This window comes from Enterobacter cloacae complex sp. SHL020 (genome assembly GCF_049236945.1).
Taxonomy (GTDB): Bacteria; Pseudomonadota; Gammaproteobacteria; order Enterobacterales; family Enterobacteriaceae; genus Enterobacter; species Enterobacter dykesii.
Window position 1 is genome coordinate 850975 of sequence record NZ_JBMKJF010000001.1, and the last position, 20404, is coordinate 871378.

24 protein-coding genes are annotated in these 20404 nt (G+C 55.4%); 13 read left to right on the forward strand and 11 right to left on the reverse strand.

The features are described from left to right. Positions 1-3 precede the first annotated feature (3 nt). Positions 4-1047 (reverse strand): selenide, water dikinase SelD, encoded by a 1044-nt coding sequence (selD, locus tag ACOTZB_RS04115; RefSeq protein WP_193804569.1) that lies wholly within the window; start codon positions 1045-1047, stop codon positions 4-6. A gap of 116 nt (positions 1048-1163) precedes the next feature. Then, on the reverse strand, positions 1164-1715 hold the full coding sequence (locus ACOTZB_RS04120) for an NAD(P)H nitroreductase (protein ID WP_047651927.1): 552 nt from the start codon (positions 1713-1715) through the stop codon (positions 1164-1166). Between the two features lie 167 nt (positions 1716-1882). Here ACOTZB_RS04120 and sppA point away from each other — a divergent pair, with 167 nt between their 5' ends. The 3 genes from sppA (at position 1883) to pncA (ending at position 5470) form a co-directional block, all read left to right on the forward strand. Further along, positions 1883-3739: a signal peptide peptidase SppA gene (gene sppA / locus ACOTZB_RS04125; protein ID WP_214578950.1), complete on the forward strand. Its 1857-nt coding sequence runs from the start codon at positions 1883-1885 to the stop codon at positions 3737-3739. A gap of 63 nt (positions 3740-3802) precedes the next feature. Beyond that, on the forward strand, positions 3803-4819 hold the full coding sequence (gene ansA / locus ACOTZB_RS04130) for an asparaginase (protein WP_008500705.1): 1017 nt from the start codon (positions 3803-3805) through the stop codon (positions 4817-4819). A 9-nt stretch (positions 4820-4828) separates the two neighbouring features. Then, positions 4829-5470 carry a bifunctional nicotinamidase/pyrazinamidase gene (gene pncA, locus ACOTZB_RS04135; RefSeq protein WP_337280768.1) on the forward strand — a complete coding sequence of 214 codons (642 nt, stop codon included), beginning with the start codon at positions 4829-4831 and terminating at the stop codon, positions 5468-5470. A gap of 45 nt (positions 5471-5515) precedes the next feature. Here pncA and ACOTZB_RS04140 read toward each other — a convergent pair whose 3' ends face one another. Together ACOTZB_RS04140 and msrB are read right to left on the reverse strand one after the other, a co-directional pair. After that, positions 5516-5794 (reverse strand): YeaC family protein, encoded by a 279-nt coding sequence (locus ACOTZB_RS04140; RefSeq protein ID WP_421626543.1) that lies wholly within the window; start codon positions 5792-5794, stop codon positions 5516-5518. 41 nt (positions 5795-5835) lie between these two features. Further along, positions 5836-6249: a peptide-methionine (R)-S-oxide reductase MsrB gene (msrB, locus tag ACOTZB_RS04145; protein WP_008500710.1), complete on the reverse strand. Its 414-nt coding sequence runs from the start codon at positions 6247-6249 to the stop codon at positions 5836-5838. Positions 6250-6589: 340 nt separating this feature from the next. Between msrB and gapA the strand changes: the two genes are divergently transcribed. Next, on the forward strand, positions 6590-7585 hold the full coding sequence (gene gapA / locus ACOTZB_RS04150; protein WP_023311257.1) for a glyceraldehyde-3-phosphate dehydrogenase: 996 nt from the start codon (positions 6590-6592) through the stop codon (positions 7583-7585). Between the two features lie 74 nt (positions 7586-7659). Then, positions 7660-8544 (forward strand): D-hexose-6-phosphate mutarotase, encoded by an 885-nt coding sequence (locus tag ACOTZB_RS04155; protein WP_421626544.1) that lies wholly within the window; start codon positions 7660-7662, stop codon positions 8542-8544. A 78-nt stretch (positions 8545-8622) separates the two neighbouring features. Here ACOTZB_RS04155 and ACOTZB_RS04160 read toward each other — a convergent pair whose 3' ends face one another. Further along, complete coding sequence (locus tag ACOTZB_RS04160; protein WP_348940549.1) at positions 8623-9369, reverse strand: MipA/OmpV family protein; 747 nt, start codon at positions 9367-9369, stop codon at positions 8623-8625. Positions 9370-9800: 431 nt separating this feature from the next. On the opposite strand from ACOTZB_RS04160, the gene yeaG reads away from it, so the two are divergent. The 3 genes from yeaG to ACOTZB_RS04175 all read left to right on the forward strand — a co-directional run bounded on the left by yeaG (position 9801) and on the right by ACOTZB_RS04175 (position 13692). Next, positions 9801-11735, forward strand: coding sequence for a protein kinase YeaG (gene yeaG / locus ACOTZB_RS04165; RefSeq protein ID WP_008500713.1), 1935 nt, complete (start codon positions 9801-9803; stop codon positions 11733-11735). 74 nt (positions 11736-11809) lie between these two features. Then, positions 11810-13093 carry a YeaH/YhbH family protein gene (locus ACOTZB_RS04170; RefSeq protein ID WP_032651499.1) on the forward strand — a complete coding sequence of 428 codons (1284 nt, stop codon included), beginning with the start codon at positions 11810-11812 and terminating at the stop codon, positions 13091-13093. 98 nt (positions 13094-13191) lie between these two features. Continuing rightward, a complete protein-coding gene (locus tag ACOTZB_RS04175) occupies positions 13192-13692 on the forward strand; it encodes a YbaK/prolyl-tRNA synthetase associated domain-containing protein (protein WP_039262019.1) in 501 nt (166 codons plus the stop codon). Positions 13693-13713: 21 nt separating this feature from the next. Here ACOTZB_RS04175 and yoaI read toward each other — a convergent pair whose 3' ends face one another. Then, complete coding sequence (yoaI, locus tag ACOTZB_RS04180; RefSeq protein WP_010430055.1) at positions 13714-13818, reverse strand: small membrane protein YoaI; 105 nt, start codon at positions 13816-13818, stop codon at positions 13714-13716. Between the two features lie 144 nt (positions 13819-13962). Here yoaI and ACOTZB_RS04185 point away from each other — a divergent pair, with 144 nt between their 5' ends. After that, positions 13963-14409, forward strand: coding sequence for a DUF441 domain-containing protein (locus ACOTZB_RS04185; RefSeq protein ID WP_024908579.1), 447 nt, complete (start codon positions 13963-13965; stop codon positions 14407-14409). On the opposite strand, the gene ACOTZB_RS04190 is transcribed toward ACOTZB_RS04185, so the two are convergent. Continuing rightward, positions 14393-15184 carry an AraC family transcriptional regulator gene (locus ACOTZB_RS04190; protein WP_421626545.1) on the reverse strand — a complete coding sequence of 264 codons (792 nt, stop codon included), beginning with the start codon at positions 15182-15184 and terminating at the stop codon, positions 14393-14395. The two genes, ACOTZB_RS04185 and ACOTZB_RS04190, sit on opposite strands and share 17 nt — an antisense overlap. A 99-nt stretch (positions 15185-15283) precedes the next feature. Here ACOTZB_RS04190 and ACOTZB_RS04195 point away from each other — a divergent pair, with 99 nt between their 5' ends. Continuing rightward, a complete protein-coding gene (locus ACOTZB_RS04195; protein WP_421626546.1) occupies positions 15284-16471 on the forward strand; it encodes a CynX/NimT family MFS transporter in 1188 nt (395 codons plus the stop codon). A 32-nt stretch (positions 16472-16503) separates the two neighbouring features. On the opposite strand, the gene ACOTZB_RS04200 is transcribed toward ACOTZB_RS04195, so the two are convergent. Continuing rightward, positions 16504-17211, reverse strand: a complete 708-nt coding sequence (locus tag ACOTZB_RS04200) for a CTP synthase C-terminal region-related (seleno)protein (protein WP_193804574.1) — start codon at positions 17209-17211, stop codon at positions 16504-16506. 101 nt (positions 17212-17312) lie between these two features. Between ACOTZB_RS04200 and ACOTZB_RS04205 the strand changes: the two genes are divergently transcribed. Further along, positions 17313-17657 carry a DUF488 domain-containing protein gene (locus ACOTZB_RS04205; protein WP_337280759.1) on the forward strand — a complete coding sequence of 115 codons (345 nt, stop codon included), beginning with the start codon at positions 17313-17315 and terminating at the stop codon, positions 17655-17657. Here the strand turns inward: ACOTZB_RS04205 and ACOTZB_RS04210 are convergent, their stop codons facing one another. Next, the gene (locus tag ACOTZB_RS04210) at positions 17658-17963 is read right to left on the reverse strand and encodes a hypothetical protein (RefSeq protein WP_193939942.1); all 306 of its coding nucleotides are present in this window, start codon (positions 17961-17963) and stop codon (positions 17658-17660) included. Positions 17964-18043: 80 nt separating this feature from the next. Beyond that, the gene (locus tag ACOTZB_RS04215; RefSeq protein ID WP_421626547.1) at positions 18044-18298 is read right to left on the reverse strand and encodes a DUF333 domain-containing protein; all 255 of its coding nucleotides are present in this window, start codon (positions 18296-18298) and stop codon (positions 18044-18046) included. Between the two features lie 309 nt (positions 18299-18607). Here ACOTZB_RS04215 and ACOTZB_RS04220 point away from each other — a divergent pair, with 309 nt between their 5' ends. Next, positions 18608-19636: a sensor domain-containing diguanylate cyclase gene (locus tag ACOTZB_RS04220; RefSeq protein ID WP_421626613.1), complete on the forward strand. Its 1029-nt coding sequence runs from the start codon at positions 18608-18610 to the stop codon at positions 19634-19636. Between the two features lie 45 nt (positions 19637-19681). Further along, positions 19682-19780 carry a YoaK family small membrane protein gene (locus tag ACOTZB_RS04225; protein WP_029739841.1) on the forward strand — a complete coding sequence of 33 codons (99 nt, stop codon included), beginning with the start codon at positions 19682-19684 and terminating at the stop codon, positions 19778-19780. 130 nt (positions 19781-19910) lie between these two features. Here the strand turns inward: ACOTZB_RS04225 and ACOTZB_RS04230 are convergent, their stop codons facing one another. Continuing rightward, on the reverse strand, positions 19911-20159 hold the full coding sequence (locus ACOTZB_RS04230; protein WP_006174788.1) for a GlsB/YeaQ/YmgE family stress response membrane protein: 249 nt from the start codon (positions 20157-20159) through the stop codon (positions 19911-19913). Positions 20160-20404: the final 245 nt, after the last annotated feature.

Consider the following 20404-nt stretch of genomic DNA (forward strand, 5'->3'; position numbering starts at 1 on the left):
GAATTAACGGATCTCAATCATCGGACGACCGCCGCGCGCGGTCACCAGCTCGCCGATCGCCGTCAGGGTGATGCCGAACTCGGCGGCAGTGGCCTGAACCTCGGCTTCGGATCCCGGCGTGACCGCCAGCAGCAGGCCGCCGGAGGTTTGCGGATCGCACAGCAGGTTGCGCCATTCTTCTGGCATTTCGCCCATCAGGTGACCATAGCTGGCGAAGTTACGCTGGGTACCGCCCGGCACCGCGCCCTGAGCAATGTACTCCTCCACGCCCGGCAGCTTCGGCACGTCCTGATACCAGACCTGCGCCTGAACGCCCGCGCCCTGACACACTTCAGAGAGGTGCCCCAGCAGACCAAAACCGGTGACGTCGGTCATCGCCTTCACGCCGTCGATATTGGCAAACGCCGCACCGGCGAGATTCATCTGGCACATGACTTCGGTTGCCAGGCCTTTGTGCTCCGGTTTCAGCAGGGATTTTTTCTCGGCGGTGGTCAGCACGCCAATGCCCAGCGGCTTGGTAAGGAACAATTTACAGCCCGCCTGCGCGGTGCTGTTGCGCTTCACGCGCTCGGTCGGTACCACGCCGGTAACGGCCAGGCCAAAGATAGGCTCCGGCGCATCGATAGAGTGACCGCCGGCCAGGGCAATCCCCGCCTGCTGGCAGGCAAAGCGTCCGCCATCAATCACCTCACGGGCAACTTCCGGCGGGATGGTGTTGATCGGCCAGCCCAGAATGGCAATCGCCATGATCGGCTTACCGCCCATCGCGAAGATATCGCTGATGGCGTTGGTGGCCGCAATGCGCCCAAAGTCGAACGGGTTGTCGACGATCGGCATAAAGAAGTCGGTGGTACTGATAATGCTGGTGCCGTTACCTAAGTCATAAACTGCAGCATCGTCACGCGTTTCGTTGCCGACAAGCAGGTTCGGGTCGACAAACTTCGCCTGTTCACTGTGCAGGATGGTCTCCAGCACTTTCGGGGAAATTTTACAACCGCAACCGGCTCCGTGGCTGTACTGCGTTAAACGAATGGTTTGCTCGCTCATGGACGTCTCCTGTCATCTCAATCGCGCTATGGTAGCGCTCATTCCATAAAGAGGTAAGTATGACTGTCTGAATTCTGCGGCAGATGCTCAGAATCCAGACAGTTTAGCGTGCGTGATCAGAAACGGCTGACGAAAGGCGTGGTGTCCGGAATGCTGATGGTGCTGGAGGCTTTGAGCTGCGGGGTGCCGAGATAAAGGAAACCGACAATTTTGTCATGTTCGCCACAGGAGAATCCTGCCCGCACGGCTGCGCTCTCCGTCAACGGCCCGGTACGCCAGATACCGTTAAAGCCCTGCGCGACGGCGGCCATTTGCATCGCCATCACCGCACAGCCCGCGGACATTTCCTGTTCCCAGACCGGCACCTTATGGTCGGCCTGGCATTTTGCCACGACGGCGATAATCATCGGGGCGCGGAACGGGGCATTGCGCGCCTTGTCGATACCCTTCTCATCCTGACCGGCGGCAACCGCGCCCTGCTCCAGCAGCTGGCTGAAACGATCGCGGCCTTCGCCTTCAATCACAAAGAAGTGCCACGGCTGCAGCGTGCCGTGATCGGGGGCACGCATGCCGGCACGCAGAATGTTCTCCAGCTGCTCGCCTGCCGGGGCAGGTTCGGCCAGACGGGAAGCGCTACGGCGGTTAACAAGCAGTTCGAGTGCGTCCATTGGTTAACTCCTTTCTTGAAATTTACTCACAAAATTAACACGACGGCAGATTTTGTTACAGCCTGGCAGGCGATTCCTGCTGACAAGTGGCGGTTGGGTCATTACGATAACCCAACATTACCGTCCAGTGGCGACGGAAACAGTCATTTTCTGATTAGGGAGAATACATGCGAACCCTTTGGCGAATCATTGCCGGTTTCTTTAAATGGACGTGGCGACTGCTCAACTTCGTCCGCAACCTGGTGATGAACATCTTCTTCATCCTGCTGGTTCTGGTTTGCGCGGGCATCTGGATGCACATCAGCAACGCGAATCAGGCGCAGCATTCGACTCGCGGGGCTCTGTTACTCGATATCACCGGCGTTATCGTTGATAAACCGTCCGCCAGCAACCGTCTGGGGGCAATCAGCCGCCAGCTGTTTGGCGCGACATCAGACCGCCTGCAGGAAAACTCCCTGTTCGATATCGTCGATACTATCCGTCAGGCCAAAGACGACCGCAACATCACCGGGATCGTGCTGGATCTGAAAGATTTTGCCGGAGGCGATCAGCCTTCAATGCAGTACATCGGTAAAGCGCTGCGCGAATTCCGCGACAGCGGCAAGCCAGTGATTGCCGTGGGCGACAGCTACAGCCAGGGGCAATATTATCTGGCGAGCTTCGCCAATAAAATCTGGCTATCTCCGCAGGGTACGGTCGATCTGCACGGCTTTGCCACCAACGGCCTGTACTACAAGTCGCTGCTCGACAAGCTGAAGGTCACCACCCACGTCTTCCGCGTCGGCACGTATAAATCCGCCGTCGAGCCGTTTATCCGCGACGACATGTCTCCTGCCGCCCGTGAAGCGGACAGCCGCTGGATTGGCGAGCTGTGGCAGAACTATCTCGGCACCGTTGCCGCCAACCGCCAGATTACGCCTGAGCAGGCGTTCCCCGGCGCGCAGGGCGTGCTGGATGGCCTGCGTAAGGTTGACGGTGATACCGCGAAATATGCGCTGGATAACAAACTGGTTGATGCCCTGGGCACCAGCGCCGAGATTGAAAAATCCCTGAGCAAGCAGTTTGGCTGGAGCAAAGAGGATAAAAATTACAGCGCCATCAGCATGTACGATTACTCGACGAAAAAGCCGGATGACAGCGGTGACAGCGTCGCGGTGGTGTTTGCCAACGGCGCCATCATGGACGGTCAGGAGACCCCAGGCAACGTGGGCGGCGATACGACCGCGTCACAAATCCGCGATGCTCGCCTGGATCCAAAAGTGAAAGCGATCGTCCTGCGCGTGAACAGCCCTGGCGGCAGCGTCAGCGCCTCCGAGGTGATCCGCGCTGAACTGGCCGCGGCACGCGCCGCCGGCAAGCCGGTGGTTGTATCCATGGGCGGAATGGCCGCCTCCGGAGGTTACTGGATCTCAACGCCAGCCAACTACATCGTGGCTAACCCAAGCACGCTGACCGGCTCGATCGGTATCTTCGGGGTGATCAACACCGTAGAGAACAGCCTGGATTCTCTGGGCGTGCATACCGATGGCGTAGCGACCTCTCCGCTGGCGGATGTGTCGGTGACCAAATCCCTGCCGCCGGAAGTCTCTGAGATGATGCAGCTCAGCATTGAGAACGGCTATAAGCGCTTTATCACCCTGGTGGCGGACTCGCGTAAAAAGACGCCTGAGCAGATCGACCAGATCGCGCAGGGCCACGTCTGGACCGGCCAGGATGCGAAGAGCAACGGTCTGGTCGACAGCCTGGGCGACTTCGATGACGCGGTGAAGAAAGCCGCCGAACTGGCGAAGCTGAAACAGTGGCATATCGAGTATTACCAGGACGAACCGTCGTTCTTCGATATGGTCATGGACAGCATGTCCGGCTCGGTACGCGCCATGCTGCCGGAGGCGATGCAGGCTTATCTGCCTGCGCCGGTCGCCACGGCAGCGAAAGCGATGAAGGCGGAAAGCGATAAGCTTGCGGCCTTTAACGATCCACAGAGTCGTTACGCGTTTTGCCTGACCTGCGCTAACGTCCGTTAAAAACCGTCCCCTCTTCCCGCGAAGAGGGGATTTTTTTCTTTTGAAGAACAAGAACTCACTACCATGCAGAAGAAATCGATTTATGTAGCCTACACTGGCGGTACCATCGGTATGCAGCGCTCTGAAAACGGCTATATCCCTGTCTCCGGCCACCTGCAGCGTCAGCTTGCGCTGATGCCAGAATTCCACCGTCCGGAAATGCCAGACTTCACCATCCACGAATACGAGCCGCTGATGGACTCCTCCGACATGACGCCGGAAGACTGGCAGCACATCGCGGATGACATTAAAGCCCATTACGACCAGTACGACGGCTTCGTGATCCTGCACGGCACCGACACCATGGCGTTTACCGCCTCGGCGCTCTCTTTCATGCTGGAGAACCTGAGCAAGCCGGTTATCGTCACCGGGTCGCAAATTCCGCTGGCGGAGCTGCGCTCGGACGGGCAGATCAACCTGCTGAACTCCCTGTACGTGGCGGCGAATTACCCGATTAACGAAGTGTCGCTGTTCTTTAATAACCGTCTGTATCGCGGCAACCGCACCACCAAAGCCCATGCCGACGGCTTTGACGCCTTCGCCTCCCCTAACCTGCAGCCGCTGCTGGAGGCCGGGATTCATATCCGTCGTCTGGGCACGCCGCCTGCACCAAACACCGCCGGCGAGCTGATCGTGCATCCGATCACTCCGCAGCCGATTGGCGTGGTCACTATCTACCCGGGTATCTCCGCTGACGTGGTGCGTAACTTCCTGCGCCAGCCGGTGAAAGCGCTGATCTTGCGCTCCTATGGCGTCGGCAACGCGCCGCAGAACGGCGAATTTCTGAAAGAGCTCCAGGAAGCCAGCGAGCGCGGAATTGTGGTCGTGAACCTGACCCAGTGTATGTCCGGTAAAGTGAATATGGGCGGCTATGCCACCGGCAACGCGCTGGCGCACGCCGGGGTGATCAGCGGCTTCGATATGACCGTTGAGGCAACGCTGACTAAACTTCACTATTTACTGAGTCAGGATCTGGACATTCAGTCCATTCGCAGCGCGATGATGCAAAACCTGCGCGGCGAGCTGACCCCGGACGAATAAGGAGGCCTCATGAAGCAACGCGCCCTGCTATTGGTCGATTTGCAAAATGATTTCTGCGCGGGCGGTGCGCTGGCCGTCGCCGAAGGTGATAGTACCGTTGACGTGGCCAACACGCTGATTGACTGGTGCAAAGCCCGCGGTGAAGCGGTTGTCGCAAGCCAGGACTGGCACCCGACGAACCACGGCAGCTTTGCCAGCCAGCACAACGTTGAGCCGTTCACTCAGGGAGAACTCGACGGTCTGGCGCAAACCTTCTGGCCGGATCACTGCGTACAGCAGACGGAAGGCGCGGAGCTGCATCCGCTCCTGAACCAGAAAGCCATCGACGCGGTGTTCCATAAAGGTGAAAACCCGGCTATCGACAGCTATAGCGCGTTTTTTGATAACGGGCATCGCCAGAAAACGGCGCTGGACGCGTGGTTACGTCACCATGAGATCACGGAGCTGATCGTGCTGGGTCTGGCGACGGATTACTGCGTGAAGTTTACCGTGCTGGACGCGCTCCAGTTGGGGTATACCGTCAGCGTCATCACCGACGGCTGCCGCGGAGTGAACATTCAACCGCAGGACTGCGCTCAGGCGTTTATGGATATGGCTGCGGAAGGCGCAACGCTGTATACGCTCGAAGACTGGCTGGAAACGCAGGCGTAGTCTTTTACGCCCTCTCCCTGTGGGAGAGGGTATCAAGCTGCACCGTTATTGCATTTTCATCGTCGCAATCGGCTTCGGCGTGATGCCAAAATCTTCTTTCAGCTCGCGCTTGCTCTTCATCACCATCTGTCCGCTGGTGTCGATGGTCATATGCTGCGCGTTGGTGTTATGGCGCGCCTGCCACAGCATCACCAGTTGCAAACTGTTCTCTTTTTGCTCCGGCGTCAGCGCAACGCCGTCGGGCCATTTTCCCAGTTCTACTGCGGTCACCAGACGCTGATAAATCTCCGGCGTCATGCCGCTAATCATGTCTTCAATATTCACACTCGCGCCCTTTCAAAGGAATAATTTGCTGAATCGTTTTTTCAACCCTTAATCTGGTCACCGTTTTCATCATCGGTGAAGCTCATGGAGGCTGAATTTACGCAGAAACGCTCGCCCGTAGGCTGTGGGCCATCCGGGAAGACGTGCCCAAGGTGCGCATCGCAGTTGCCGCAGCGAATTTCCGTGCGCACCATGCCATGCGACGAGTCGGTCAGGTAGCGGATGGCCTCATCGCTCACCGGCTCGTAGAAGCTCGGCCAGCCGCAGCCAGAATCAAATTTCGTTTGTGAATTGAACAGCGGGGCATCACAGACCAGGCAGTGGTACACGCCGTCTCGCTTGTTGTGCAGTAAACGCCCGGTGAACGGCGGTTCCGTTCCGTGATTCTGCGTCACGTAAAACTGCATTTCTGTGAGGTTTTTTTTCAAATCGTCAGGGTTACGTTGGTTCGACATATGCTTACATCTCGCTGTAGAAACAGACATCTTTTAACCCCGATTCTAACAAAACATTAACACCCTTGCGTATACTTTTGATCTAAACTTATGTGTCGCGAATAAGCGGTCAGGCAATTGTGATCACGTTCACATTTTTATCCTGCGAGGACTTTAAAATCCCGGCGCAGCCCCCATATGGGTGCAAGCTCAAAGGGAAAGTGAGGCGAGTCAGTCGCACAAACGTTAGTCACAGGATTGATTTGTCGCAATGATTGACACGATTCCGCTTGACGCTGCGTAAGGTTTTTGTAATTTTACAGGCAACCTTTTATTCACTAACAAATAGCTGGTGGAATATATGACTATCAAAGTAGGTATCAACGGTTTTGGCCGTATCGGCCGTATTGTTTTCCGTGCTGCTCAGAAACGTTCTGACATCGAAATCGTTGGTATCAACGATCTCCTGGACGCTGAATACATGGCGTACATGCTGAAGTACGACTCAACTCACGGTCGTTTCGACGGCACCGTTGAAGTGAAAGACGGCCACCTGGTTGTTAATGGCAAAACCATCCGCGTTACTGCTGAAAAAGACCCAGCTAACCTGAAATGGAACGAAATCGGTGTTGACGTTGTTGCTGAAGCAACCGGTATCTTCCTGACCGACGAAACTGCGCGTAAACACATCACCGCTGGTGCGAAGAAAGTTGTTCTGACTGGTCCTTCCAAAGACAACACCCCAATGTTCGTTCGTGGTGCAAACTTCGAAACTTACGCTGGCCAGGATATCGTGTCTAACGCATCCTGCACCACCAACTGCCTGGCACCGCTGGCTAAAGTTATCAACGACAACTTCGGCATCATCGAAGGTCTGATGACTACCGTTCACGCAACCACCGCTACTCAGAAAACCGTTGATGGCCCGTCTCACAAAGACTGGCGCGGCGGCCGTGGCGCGGCTCAGAACATCATCCCATCCTCTACCGGTGCTGCTAAAGCTGTAGGTAAAGTACTGCCAGAACTGAATGGCAAACTGACTGGTATGGCGTTCCGCGTTCCAACTCCTAACGTATCCGTTGTTGACCTGACCGTTCGTCTGGAAAAAGCTGCTTCTTATGAAGAAATTAAGAAAGCAATCAAAGCTGCTTCCGAAGGCGCAATGAAAGGCGTTCTGGGCTACACCGAAGACGACGTTGTATCTACCGATTTCAACGGCGAAATCTGCACTTCCGTGTTCGATGCTAAAGCAGGTATCGCACTGAACGACAACTTCGTGAAACTGGTTTCCTGGTACGACAACGAAACTGGCTACTCTAACAAAGTACTGGACCTGATCGCTCACATCTCCAAATAAGTTGAGATGAGTGTTTGATCCAAAAAGGCGACTTCGGTCGCCTTTTTTATTGTTTTTAGACAGAGGATTGCTTAATGATTAATAAAATTTTTGCACTTCCGGTAGTCGAACAACTTACCCCTGTGCTCTCCCGCCGTCAGATTGACGGCGCTGATATCATCGTCGTTGACCATCCACGCGTTAAAGCGTCCGTGGCGCTGAACGGCGCCCACCTGCTCTCCTGGAAACCGGAAGGCGAAGCTGAAGGCTTATGGCTGAGCGATGCGACCTCCTTCAAAAAAGGGGCCGCAATCCGCGGTGGCGTACCGATCTGCTGGCCGTGGTTCGGCCCGTCCGCACAGCCGGGTTTGCCGTCTCACGGTTTTGCCCGCAACCAGCAGTGGACGCTGAAAGCGCATAACGAAGATGACAACGGCGCCGTGCTGACCTTTGAGCTGCAGGCTAATGATGAAACCCGTGCCCTCTGGCCGCACGATTTCACCCTGTACGCCCGATTTAAGCTGGGTAAAACCTGTGAAATCGAACTGGAAGCTCACGGCGAGTTCGAAACTACCTCCGCCCTGCACACCTATTTCAACGTGGGTGATATCAGCGCAGTGAAGGTGAGCGGCCTGGGCGATACCTATATCGACAAAGTGGATAACGCGAAAGAAGGCAAACTGAGCGACGGCGTTCAGGCATTCCCTGACCGTACTGACCGCGTTTACCTGCACCCGGAAGCGTGCAGCGTGATCCACGACGGCGCCCTGAACCGCGGCATTGAAGTGGTCCATCATCATCACAGCGACGTGGTGGGCTGGAACCCGGGCCCTGCCCTTTCCGCCAGCATGGCCGACATGACGGATGAAGGGTATAAAACGTTTGTCTGCGTGGAAACGGCCCGCGTGACCAATCCGCAGAAAGCGAGTGAAGAAAAGCCATCTCGTTTAGGGCAGACGATCCGCATTGTTAAGCGATAAATTCGCTGCACCACGCTAAAGCAAACGGGGCGCTAGCGCCCCGTTTTAATGCATCAATTGCACGATATTAGTGCGCAATCAGAACTTGTAGCTCACACCCACAGAGAAGATGCCTGCCCAGGACTTATCGACCATCGGGCTATCCTTCACTTCATCGCTCAGACGCTCATAGCGGCCCGTACCGTACACGCTCCAGTCGCCGAGGAAGTTGTAGGTCGCGGTCAGCTCCAGGTAAGGATCCCAGCCGTCATCTGCACTGTAGCTTTTCAGACCACTGCGACGGGACTCGTTTTTAGAGACGCCGTAGTAGTAGTCGTTGTAGTTCTCGCTGTTGTACTGTACACCGATACCCGGCGTCAGCGTGAGCCCGCCGTTGGTGTAGCGGTACAACCACGCCAGATCCCAGATAAAGCCGTTGCTGTTATCCAGCGTGTCACCCGCCAGGGCCGTACGCAGGAAGCCATACTCGGTGTTATGTACATAGGAGAGTCCGGCCATCATGGTGCTTTTACGCTTGTCGAGCTGGCGAAGCGCATGGCTGTCGCTGTCGCCCGGCTTGAAGTGCGTTGGATCGTAGTAGGCCATGATGGAGAGCTTATCGGCCTTGTCGTTCCAGAGATAGTAGCCGCCGCCGAGCCCGCGGAACCAGACGTTATCGCCTTCATAAGTGATAACGGGAACAGGATAAACATCACGGTCATACTGTTTATACGGGCTGTTAATGACGCCAACACCCGCGCCAAGCGTCCACTGACTTTCCGCCTGTGCGGTGCTTACTGCGGTCGCGGCAAGGATGCCTAATGCCAGAAGTTTGAGTTTGGTCACAATCCATTCTTTCCTGTAGTCAAATAATCAGCGGGTGAAGTGTAACCGCCATTCCCGTACATCCCAAAATTTTTTGCCTGCTAATCAGTCTGATTAACCCATTATTTTTAACTTTTCAGATGACAACACGCTTTCATTTATATGACCACTGAATGAAAAACGTGCATTTGTCTTATAACGACAGTGGAAATTTTTGGATGAGTTATTGATATGTCATTGAAAGTAGATTTTCTGGGCATGCAAGTTTTGCAAATGCCATCTACGCTTTAATTTAAGAAGAGTTTTCCTGAACACCCTGCGGTTCTTAGCGTCTGACCTGGCACACAGGTTGCTGCTCTGGCAGTGAGGTGCGAGAGATTCTCTTCCGGGAGCCTCCACTACTCATACGAACGGCTCTTATCCTGTGCTAAAAAACGAAAGGACGGCATGCCATGAATATATTCGATCACTATCGCCAGCGCTATGAAGCTGCCAAGGACGAAGAGTTCACACTGCAGGAGTTTCTTACCATCTGTCGGCAAGATCGCAGTGCCTATGCCAATGCGGCAGAACGGCTATTGATGGCTATTGGTGAGCCAAACATGGTTGACACTGCCCTGGAGCCTCGGCTTTCCCGTCTCTTTTCGAATCGGGTGGTCGCCCGATACCCGGCGTTTGAAGAGTTCTATGGTATGGAAGATGCCATCGAACAGATTGTCTCCTATCTGAAGCATGCCGCTCAGGGTCTGGAAGAGAAGAAACAGATCCTCTATTTACTCGGCCCGGTGGGTGGCGGTAAATCCTCGCTGGCTGAACGCCTGAAGTCGCTGATGCAGCGCGTGCCTATCTATGTGCTGAGCGCCAACGGTGAACGCAGCCCGGTGAACGACCATCCGCTGTGCCTGTTCAATCCGCAGGAAGACGCGCAAATTCTGGATAAAGAATACGGCATCCCGCGTCGCTACCTCGGCACCATCATGTCGCCGTGGGCGGCAAAACGCCTGCACGAGTTTGGTGGCGACATCACCAAATTCCGCGTGGTGAAGGTCTGGCCGTCTATCCTTGAGCAGATCGCCATCGCCAAAACTGAACCCGGTGATGAGAACAACCAGGATATCTCGGCTCTGGTGGGTAAAGTCGATATCCGTAAGCTGGAAAACTTCGCGCAAAACGACCCGGATGCCTACGGTTACTCAGGCGCGCTGTGCCGTGCTAACCAGGGGATTATGGAGTTCGTCGAGATGTTTAAAGCACCGATTAAAGTGCTGCATCCACTGCTGACGGCTACCCAGGAAGGAAACTACAACGGTACGGAAGGTATTTCCGCCCTGCCGTTTAACGGGATTATTCTCGCCCACTCGAACGAATCTGAATGGGTGACCTTCCGTAATAACAAAAACAATGAGGCCTTCCTTGACCGCGTGTACATCGTCAAGGTGCCTTATTGCCTGCGGATCTCTGAAGAGATCAAAATTTACGAGAAACTGCTTAACCACAGCGAGCTGGTGCATGCACCCTGCGCGCCCGGCACGCTGGAAACGCTGTCGCGCTTCTCCATCCTTTCGCGTCTGAAAGAGCCGGAAAACTCCAGCATCTATTCGAAAATGCGCGTCTATGACGGTGAAAGCCTGAAAGATACCGATCCGAAAGCGAAGTCATATCAGGAATACCGCGACTATGCCGGGGTTGATGAGGGGATGAACGGTCTGTCCACGCGTTTCGCGTTTAAGATTCTCTCCCGCGTCTTTAACTTCGACCATGCGGAAGTGGCGGCCAACCCGGTTCATCTGTTCTACGTGCTGGAGCAGCAAATCGAACGCGAGCAGTTCCCGCAGGAGCAGGCTGAACGCTATCTTGAGTTCCTCAAAGGTTACCTGATCCCCAAATACGCCGAGTTCATTGGCAAAGAGATCCAGACGGCCTACCTGGAATCCTATTCAGAATACGGGCAGAACATTTTCGACCGTTACGTCACCTATGCTGACTTCTGGATCCAGGATCAGGAGTACCGCGACCCGGATACCGGCCAGCTGTTTGACCGTGAATCCCTGAACGCGGAGCTGGAAAAAATCGAGAAGCCTGCCGGGATCAGCAACCCGAAAGACTTCCGTAACGAGATTGTGAACTTTGTCCTGCGCGCCAGAGCGCATAACAACGGACGCAATCCGAACTGGACCAGCTACGAGAAACTGCGCACGGTCATTGAGAAGAAAATGTTCTCCAATACCGAAGAGCTGCTGCCGGTGATCTCGTTTAACGCCAAAACCTCAACCGATGAGCAGAAAAAACACGACGACTTTGTCGACCGTATGATGGAAAAAGGCTACACCCGCAAGCAGGTCCGCCTGCTCTGCGAATGGTATCTGCGCGTGCGTAAATCGTCTTAAAACAAGTGCCCGGTGGCGGTTAGCGCCTGCCGGGCCTACAAAATGCAAGTTGGCAAATGCAGTACGGGGGGTATATGACCTGGTTTATTGACCGGCGTCTTAACGGCAAAAACAAGAGCACGGTGAACCGCCAGCGCTTCTTGCGTCGTTATAAAGCGCAAATTAAACAGTCTATCTCCGAGGCCATCAATAAACGCTCGGTGACCGACGTCGACAGCGGCGAATCTGTCTCCATCCCCACCGATGACATCAGCGAACCGATGTTTCATCAGGGGCGTGGCGGCCTGCGCCATCGCGTACACCCAGGTAATGACCACTTCGTTCAGAACGACAGAATTGAGCGTCCTCAGGGCGGCGGCGGTGGTTCAGGAAGCGGTCAGGGACAGGCCAGCCAGGACGGTGAAGGTCAGGACGAATTTGTCTTCCAGATTTCGAAAGACGAATATCTCGACCTGCTGTTTGAAGACCTGGCGCTGCCGAATCTGAAAAAGAATCAGCATCGTCAGCTTAACGAATATAAAACCCATCGCGCGGGCTATACCGCCAACGGCGTGCCCGCCAACATCAGCGTCGTGCGTTCGTTGCAGAATTCGCTGGCGCGACGAACGGCCATGACGGCGGGCAAACGGCGCGAACTGCGCGAGCTGGAGAGCAGCCTGAAGGTCGTGGAAAACACGGAGCCGGCGCAACTGCTGGAAGAGGAGCGTCTGCGTAAAGAAATTGCCGAGCTGAGGGCGAAGATTGAACGGGTACCGTTTATCGACACCTTCGACCTGCGCTACAAGAATTACGAAAAACGCCCTGAGCCCTCCAGCCAGGCGGTGATGTTCTGTCTGATGGACGTTTCCGGCTCGATGGACCAGGCCACCAAGGATATGGCGAAGCGTTTTTATATTCTGCTCTACCTGTTCCTGAGCAGAACCTATAAGAACGTGGAGGTGGTTTATATTCGTCACCACACTCAGGCGAAAGAGGTGGATGAACATGAGTTCTTCTACTCGCAGGAGACCGGCGGGACCATCGTATCAAGCGCTCTGAAGCTGATGGATGAAGTGGTGAAAGAGCGTTACGACCCGGCGCAGTGGAACATTTATGCCGCGCAGGCGTCCGATGGCGACAACTGGGCCGATGACTCACCGCTGTGTCACGAGATTCTGGCGAAGAAAATTCTGCCGGTGGTGCGTTACTACAGCTATATCGAAATTACCCGTCGCGCACACCAGACTCTGTGGCGGGAGTATGAACATCTGCAGGCAATGTTCGATAATTTTGCCATGCAGCATATCCGTGACCAGGATGATATTTATCCGGTGTTCAGGGAGCTGTTCCATAAGCAATCTGCTACCAGCAACGCATAATCCAACAGCCAGCGAACGCGCTGGCTGTTTTCTTTCGACCCCGTTCATCCCGTGCTAATGTAGAACCCTGCATACAGGATTATCACCGGGAAATCGTTATGACTGACGACGTTATTGGGGCAGGAACCCACCAGCAGCTGATTACCTTACTCACCGAGCAGGGCGCGCGGTTTCGCGTCATGGAGCATGCGGCGGTCGGGAAATGCGAAGCGGTAAGTGAAATTCGCGGGACCGATCTGCGGCAAGGCGCAAAAGCCCTGGTCTGCAAGGTGAAGGGAAACGGCGTAAAAAAACACGTTCTGGCGATCCTCGCCGCCGATCTGCAGGCCGACCTGAGCCAGCTTGCCAGCCATTTTGGCGGGCTGAAGGCCTCCCTCGCCAGCCCGGCCGAGGTCGATACCCTGACCGCCTGCGTTTTCGGCGCTATCCCGCCCTTTAGCTTCCATCCTGATTTGGCGCTGGTTGCCGACCCGCTGCTGTTCGAGCGCTTTGACGAAATCGCCTTTAACGCCGGTTTACTGGAGAAATCCGTGATTATGGATACCCAGGATTACCTGCGCATCGCCCGTCCTGAGCTCGTCACCTTCCACAAAGCGTAACTGCGATGGCTGGCGCTCCTGTCAGCCTTTTCTTTCCAGAAAAAGCACGGAGGCGACGAGAATAACGGCAATAGCGAAAAACGATGAGGAGATAATCAGCGTTTCAACAAACATGTGATCGTTCATGATGGCGACCCCTTTTGCGATATCTGCCTTCGTTTTAATCCGCGTAAATGACAAGGTTATGACAACGACAAAATCTTTTTAAAACTGTTCTCTGCCGCGTTTGCGCGTACAGTAAACAGAACAATTTTCTGGCAAGGATTCCCTATGTTTGACCCTACTCTGCTCATTCTTCTGGCACTGGCCGCGCTCGGCTTTGTCAGCCATAACACCACCGTCGCTATCTCGATTCTGGTGCTGATTATTGTTCGCGTGACCCCGTTAAATACCTTTTTCCCGTGGATAGAAAAACAAGGCCTCACCATCGGGATCATCATTTTAACCATCGGGGTAATGGCGCCCATCGCCAGCGGAACGCTTCCCGCCTCAACGCTGCTGCACTCGTTTGTAAACTGGAAATCGCTGGTGGCGATCGCGGTGGGGATTTTTGTTTCGTGGCTGGGCGGACGCGGCGTTACGCTGATGAGCAGCCAGCCCTCGCTGGTGGCGGGTCTGCTGGTGGGCACCGTGCTGGGCGTGGCGCTCTTTCGCGGCGTTCCGGTGGGGCCGCTGATTGCGGCAGGCCTTGTCTCTCTGTTTATCGGGAAGTCGTAGTCAGGCTGGCCATATAGCGCGCCGGCGTCTGGCCCAGTCCCTTTCTGAACATGGTGATAAACGCGGTGGTCGAGTCATAGCCGAGTGTCTGTGCCACCTGCTGTACCGATTTCCCACCGATCAAATGCTGTAAGGCCACGATCAGCTGCAGCTGGTGACGCCAGCGGCGAAAGCTTAAGCCGGTCTCTTTCACCACCAGCCGCGCCAGGCTGCGTTCGCTCATGGCAAAGTGGCTCGCCCACTGCGCCAGCGTCTGCCAGGCGGCGGGCTCTTCCGCCATCTTCTCGCTCATCAGCCGAATTTTAGGATGGGGCGAGACGGGCAGCTGAAGATGCTCCTGACGCTGGAGCGGCAGCTCGTCAAACAGAACGTCCACCAGGCGCGAGGTGGCCGCAAGAGTGAGTTGTTCAGGCGATTTTTCCGCCAGGGATAAAATCAGCTCCCGCACCAGAGGGGAGATTTTCAGGGTGCAGCAGCGGTCGGGCAAGCTTGCCGCCCCCGGTTCAATGAACAAAAAGCAGAGCTGCGCCCCCGGGGTAGCCCTGTTGCTGTGCGGCATCTGGCCGGGGATCCAGACGGCGTACTGGGGCGGAACCATCAGCATGGCATTTTCCACTTCGCAGGTGATCGCGCCGCCGAGGGCCAGAATGAGCTGCCCCTTACGGTGATGATGTCGGGGAATATACTGTTCCTCCGCCACCACGCGGATGCGAAATGCGACGGCCGCATCGTGCTGGCTATCGGGATCATAGCCGTCCAGTCCCAGACCAATCATCAGTTTGTCCGATTTTAGTGATAAACTGTCATTTTAGCCTGATTTCAACCGCCGGGAAAATCGGTATTGTGTGCGCTCGCTTGAACGTATGAGAACATAATGACTACTGCTATTCGCACCTCAGGAAAACACGGCGCGCTGTTAATTGCAGGCATCCTGATGATTGCCACTACGCTTCGCGTCACCTTTACCGGCGCAGCCCCGCTGCTCGACACTATTCGTCTTGATTATGGCTTAAGCACGGCGCAAACCGGTCTGCTGACCACCCTGCCCCTGCTGGCTTTCGCCCTTGTCTCACCGCTTGCCGCAGGCGTTGCCCGACGTATCGGCATGGAGCGCAGCCTGTTTGTCGCCCTGCTGCTGATTTGCGTCGGAATTGCACTTCGCTCTCTGCCTTCCGCCGCGCTGCTTTTCATCGGAACGGCGGTCATCGGCTGCGGAATTGCGCTCGGGAACGTGCTGTTACCCGGATTAATTAAGCGTGACTTCCCGGGCCAGGTAGCCCGACTCACCGGGGCCTATTCCCTGACGATGGGCGTCTCGGCGGCGTTTGGCTCAGCGATGATTGTTCCCCTCGCGCAGGGCGCGGCGGGCTGGCACGGCGCGCTGCTGATGCTGATGGCGTTTCCGCTGGTCGCGCTGCTGCTCTGGCTGCCGCAGTGGCGTCAGAAACACATTGCGACGGTAACGGGCGCTGGCGCGCTGCATAATCGCGCCATCTGGCGCTCGGCCCTCGCCTGGCAGGTGACGCTCTTTTTGGGGATTAACTCGCTGATTTACTACGTCATCATTGGCTGGCTGCCGGCGATATTGCTCAGCCACGGCTACAGCGAAGCGCAGGCCGGCTCGGTGCACGGGCTGTTGCAGCTGGCCACGGCCGTGCCGGGGCTTGCCGTTCCGCTGCTCCTCCACCGTCTGAAAGATCAGCGGGGGATCGCCGGTGCGGTAGCCCTGATGTGCGCGGTTAGCGCGGCGGGGCTGTGGTTTATGCCTGATATGGCGGTGATGTGGACGCTGGTGTTTGGCTTCGGCTCCGGAGCAACGATGATCCTCGGCCTGACGTTCATCGGTCTGCGCGCCAGCTCTGCGCATCAGGCTGCGGCCCTGTCCGGCATGGCGCAGTCGATTGGCTATCTGCTCGCCGCCTGCGGCCCTCCGCTGATGGGGAAAATTCACGATAGCGCGGGAGACTGGCGGATCCCGCTTCTGGGCTGCGCCCTGGCCGCCGTGATAATGGCTATTTGCGGCGTGCTCGCCGGGCGAGACCGGGAGATCGCGCCCCGTTAAAGACTGTGGCAGACCATCGGGTCTGCCTTTTCTTACCCGCGCGCCGCGCGCAGCATCGCCTGCACCAGCACGACCGGGCGTCCCTCCAGCGCACTACGCTCATGCTGGAATAAGGTGATCACGAAGAACGGGTGCGTAACCAGCTCTGCGGCGCGAATTTCCCCCTGTTCGTCCCAGCCCGTAACGTGCATATCACCGCTTTCCAGCGCCTGTGCAAACGCCGGCGACACGCCATAGTTACAGTGATACCCCTCTTCAATTTCCGGCTTGCCGTACGCTTTTGCGATCAGCGTATTTTTGCGCAGCTCAATCGCATCGGTTTTTTCCACCAGCGAGCAGGTCAGCGGCGCAATCACCATGGTGCCTTCGGTATCCGTCTCGGCATGGGCCGCATCAGCCCAGCCCAGCACGTTTCGGGCATACTCAATCAGCGCGTGCTGGAATCCGCCGCAGGTGCCAAGGAACGGAATGCCGTTTTCGCGGGCGTAACGCGCGGCAATAAAGGCCGCCTCGGTGTTTTTATAGGGGCTGGCAGGCACCAGCCAGATGGCATCATAGCCCACCAAATCTTCAGGGCTCGTCAGCTCCGTGGTGGCAAGCCAGTCGTAATCGGCGGTGAGGTCAAGGACTGCGGCGGCGTCGTCAATGGCCAGCGGGATCGCCTGATGCGCAATAACACTGGGATTGTAATCGCCAACCAGCGCAATGCGCAGCGTCGTTTTAACCGGGAGGTGTTCCATGAAAGGTTCCTTATGCCAGAGTATTATCAGATAACATAAGGAACCTCAGACTACCGATCTTCTGCAATTATCACAATACCTTAAATTGGGAGGGTGGAATCATGATCCAATGCAAACGCGTATACGAGCAGGCAGCTCCGGACGACGGCTATCGGGTGCTGGTGGACAAGCTGTGGCCGCGCGGGGTCAAAAAAACAGACCTCGCGTATGATGAATGGTGCAAAGCGCTCACGCCTTCGAATGAATTACGCAAGGCCTTTCATAGCGAAACCATTGATTTCACCGCCTTCAGTAAGGCCTATCGGGAAGAACTGGCGCAGCACGCTGATGAGGGAATGCGTCTGGCGACGCTGGCGAACAGGCAGACCGTCACCCTGCTCTTTGCTGCCAAAAACACGGAGCAAAATCACGCCCTGGTATTAGCCGACTGGCTGCGCCATCTCTGATCAGCCGATCGCCAGCTCATCGAGAATTTGTGGGGCTTCATCGGGAGTGAGCGGCATCAGATGTTCCGCGCGGACAAACGCAAAGCCGTGCTGATTGTCAAAGGCGTAAACATCACCCGTTACCAGCCATAGCGCGCGATCCGCAGTTGCGGGAAGTTGCGTCATCACGCCGTTGACCGGGTTCACGAAACGCAGGCCAGGCTGGCACAGGCCAAACAGCTCAACAGATTTACCAATATTGCGACGGCCTGACGCCGTGCGGGCACCCACGATCATCGCCATGCTGCCCGGTTTAAGCTGGAACATACTTCTCTCGCAGAAACTAACGCCAGAAACTGGCTAAGATTAATCCTAAAGAGAAGTGTATCGCAGGCAATATATGTCTGTCACCTGGCGGGTTGCTGACGATCGCGACGGTAGAGCGTCCATTCATCTATCACTTCACCCCCCGGTAATTTGCACTCCGTGCGTACGCCCTGCGGGCTTTGAACCGGGATCTGTTCCCCGCCTTTCTCCAGGCAGTACACGGAGGCCGGGTTCGCCATACCGATAGCGTGCGGCGGTTTCGGCGCATCGGGTGGGGTTGTTTTCGCGGTGCAGGCAGCCAGGGGAAGCGCCAGCGCCAGAAGCAGAAATCTCATCTCATTGATCCTTGTGACATCATTACAGTCTAAGGGTAACGGTTCATCGCCGCGTTCTCCATGATTTCTCCATTTTAACTGCACTTTTCCACACTATAGTGTGGCATGTTCTCGATATGACCAGAGAACATCATTCCGTAATCAAGATGTCTTTGCCCCGGTCTCAACAACGGGGCTTTTTTTCTCTGCTGCAGCCCCCTCCCTGCATATATTAAATTTTTTATATTCATGTTTTACTATGTCTGAAGCCTAAAAATTCAGCATAACATGCAGATGCAGACGTCTTCTGCATGGGAGTCATTCTACGTCATGTCGGATATTATCCTTGCCCGTGTTTCAGAAACCCTCGCCACTGAACAATCCCTTGAAGGTCTCGTTCGCCAGCTGCTGGAGATGCTGGAAATAGTGACTGATATGGAGTCGACTTATCTCACAAAGGTAGATATCGAAGCCCGACTGCAGCATATCCTCTACGCCCGCAACAGCAAGCAGATGACAATCCCTGAGGGACTGAGCGTCCCGTGGGATGAAACACTGTGCAAGCGCGCGCTGGATAGCGGCACCGTATTCAGCAACGACGTTCCCGAACGCTGGCCGGAGTGCGAGGCGGCGAAAGCACTCGGCATTACGACCTACATGAGTATTCCTGTCCATCTTGCAGATGGTTCACTCTACGGAACGCTCTGCGCCACCAGCACGGCCAGAAAGCCGCTTAGCGAGCGCGGTGAACAGGTTCTGAAGTTATTCGCCGGGCTGATTGCCCAGTCCATTCAGAAAGAGTCGCTGATGACTCAGCTTCGCGAAGCCAATGCGGCCCTCATCGCGCACTCTTACACGGATGCCCTTACCGGTTTACCCAACCGTCGCGCCATTTTTGAAGATCTGACCACGCTGTTTTCCCTGGCGCGCCACCTTAAACGTAACACCGTCATCGCGTTCATCGATCTGGATGATTTCAAGCTGATTAACGATCGCTACGGCCACGAGGCTGGTGACCAGTTCCTGATAGAAGTGGGCAAGCGTTTGACCGAAGAAAAACAGCAGGACGATATCATTGGCCGGCTGGGCGGCGATGAGTTTCTGGTGGCTTCACTAAGCGCATATCACAGCGACGAAGATAACGCGCAGGTCACCCTGCTCAAAACGCGCCTCAGCGCCTGCATTGCCGGTGAATACTGGCTGGGTAGCGTCAACCTCATTTATCCCGGAGCAAGTCTCGGCGTTATCGAAGTGGACCCTGAGGTAACCGATCCGGACAGCGCATTACGCGACGCGGATGTCGCGATGTATCAGGATAAGAAAGGAAAAAGCAAAACACGCTTTCTCACTATGGATTAACCCCGTACACTCTACGGCGTTACAAAAACCGAAACAGGTGATGATATGAGAATAGGGATCCTCTTCCCGGTCGTTATTTTTATAACGGCGGTGATTTTTTTAGCATGGTTTTTTGTCGGTGGTTACGCGGCGCCTGGGGCATAAATGAGAAAAACGACCCTCGTTATGCTGATCGTTGCCATCGCGGCGTTTGCCGGCACACAGCTTGGCTGGTGGTAAACGCCACTACGTAAAAAGGCCGCCATCTGGCAGCCTTTTTTAACGCTTGTAAGCCTTAGCTTTTAATTTTTCTGTAGATAAACAGAACAACCAGCGCACCGATCACCGCGACGGCAAAGCTGCCAAAGTTAAAGCCATCGACTTTACCAAAACCGAACAGCGTACTGATCCAGCCGCCGACTACCGCGCCGATAATACCCAGTATTACGGTGACGATAAACCCACCGCCATCTTTGCCCGGCATGATCCACTTCGCCAGAATACCCGCAATAAGCCCAAAGATAATCCAGGATAAAATTCCCATAACTTTCCTCTCTGTATGGTTTTTGTCATTAAATCAACGACACAAAAAAGAATAGCACAGGATTTGAGAAAGGAAATTTGTGATAGGCATCACAATGCTGAGATGCGCAATTATTCATCAACAAAAAGAGCGTGCCACATAAACTGTGGGGTTGCATCTTTTGTTGAGAAAGATTATCTTTCTCAACACTGAATAGTTGAGCGAAACACTCAGGTATTCAGTACGACATTGCTCACATTGCTTCC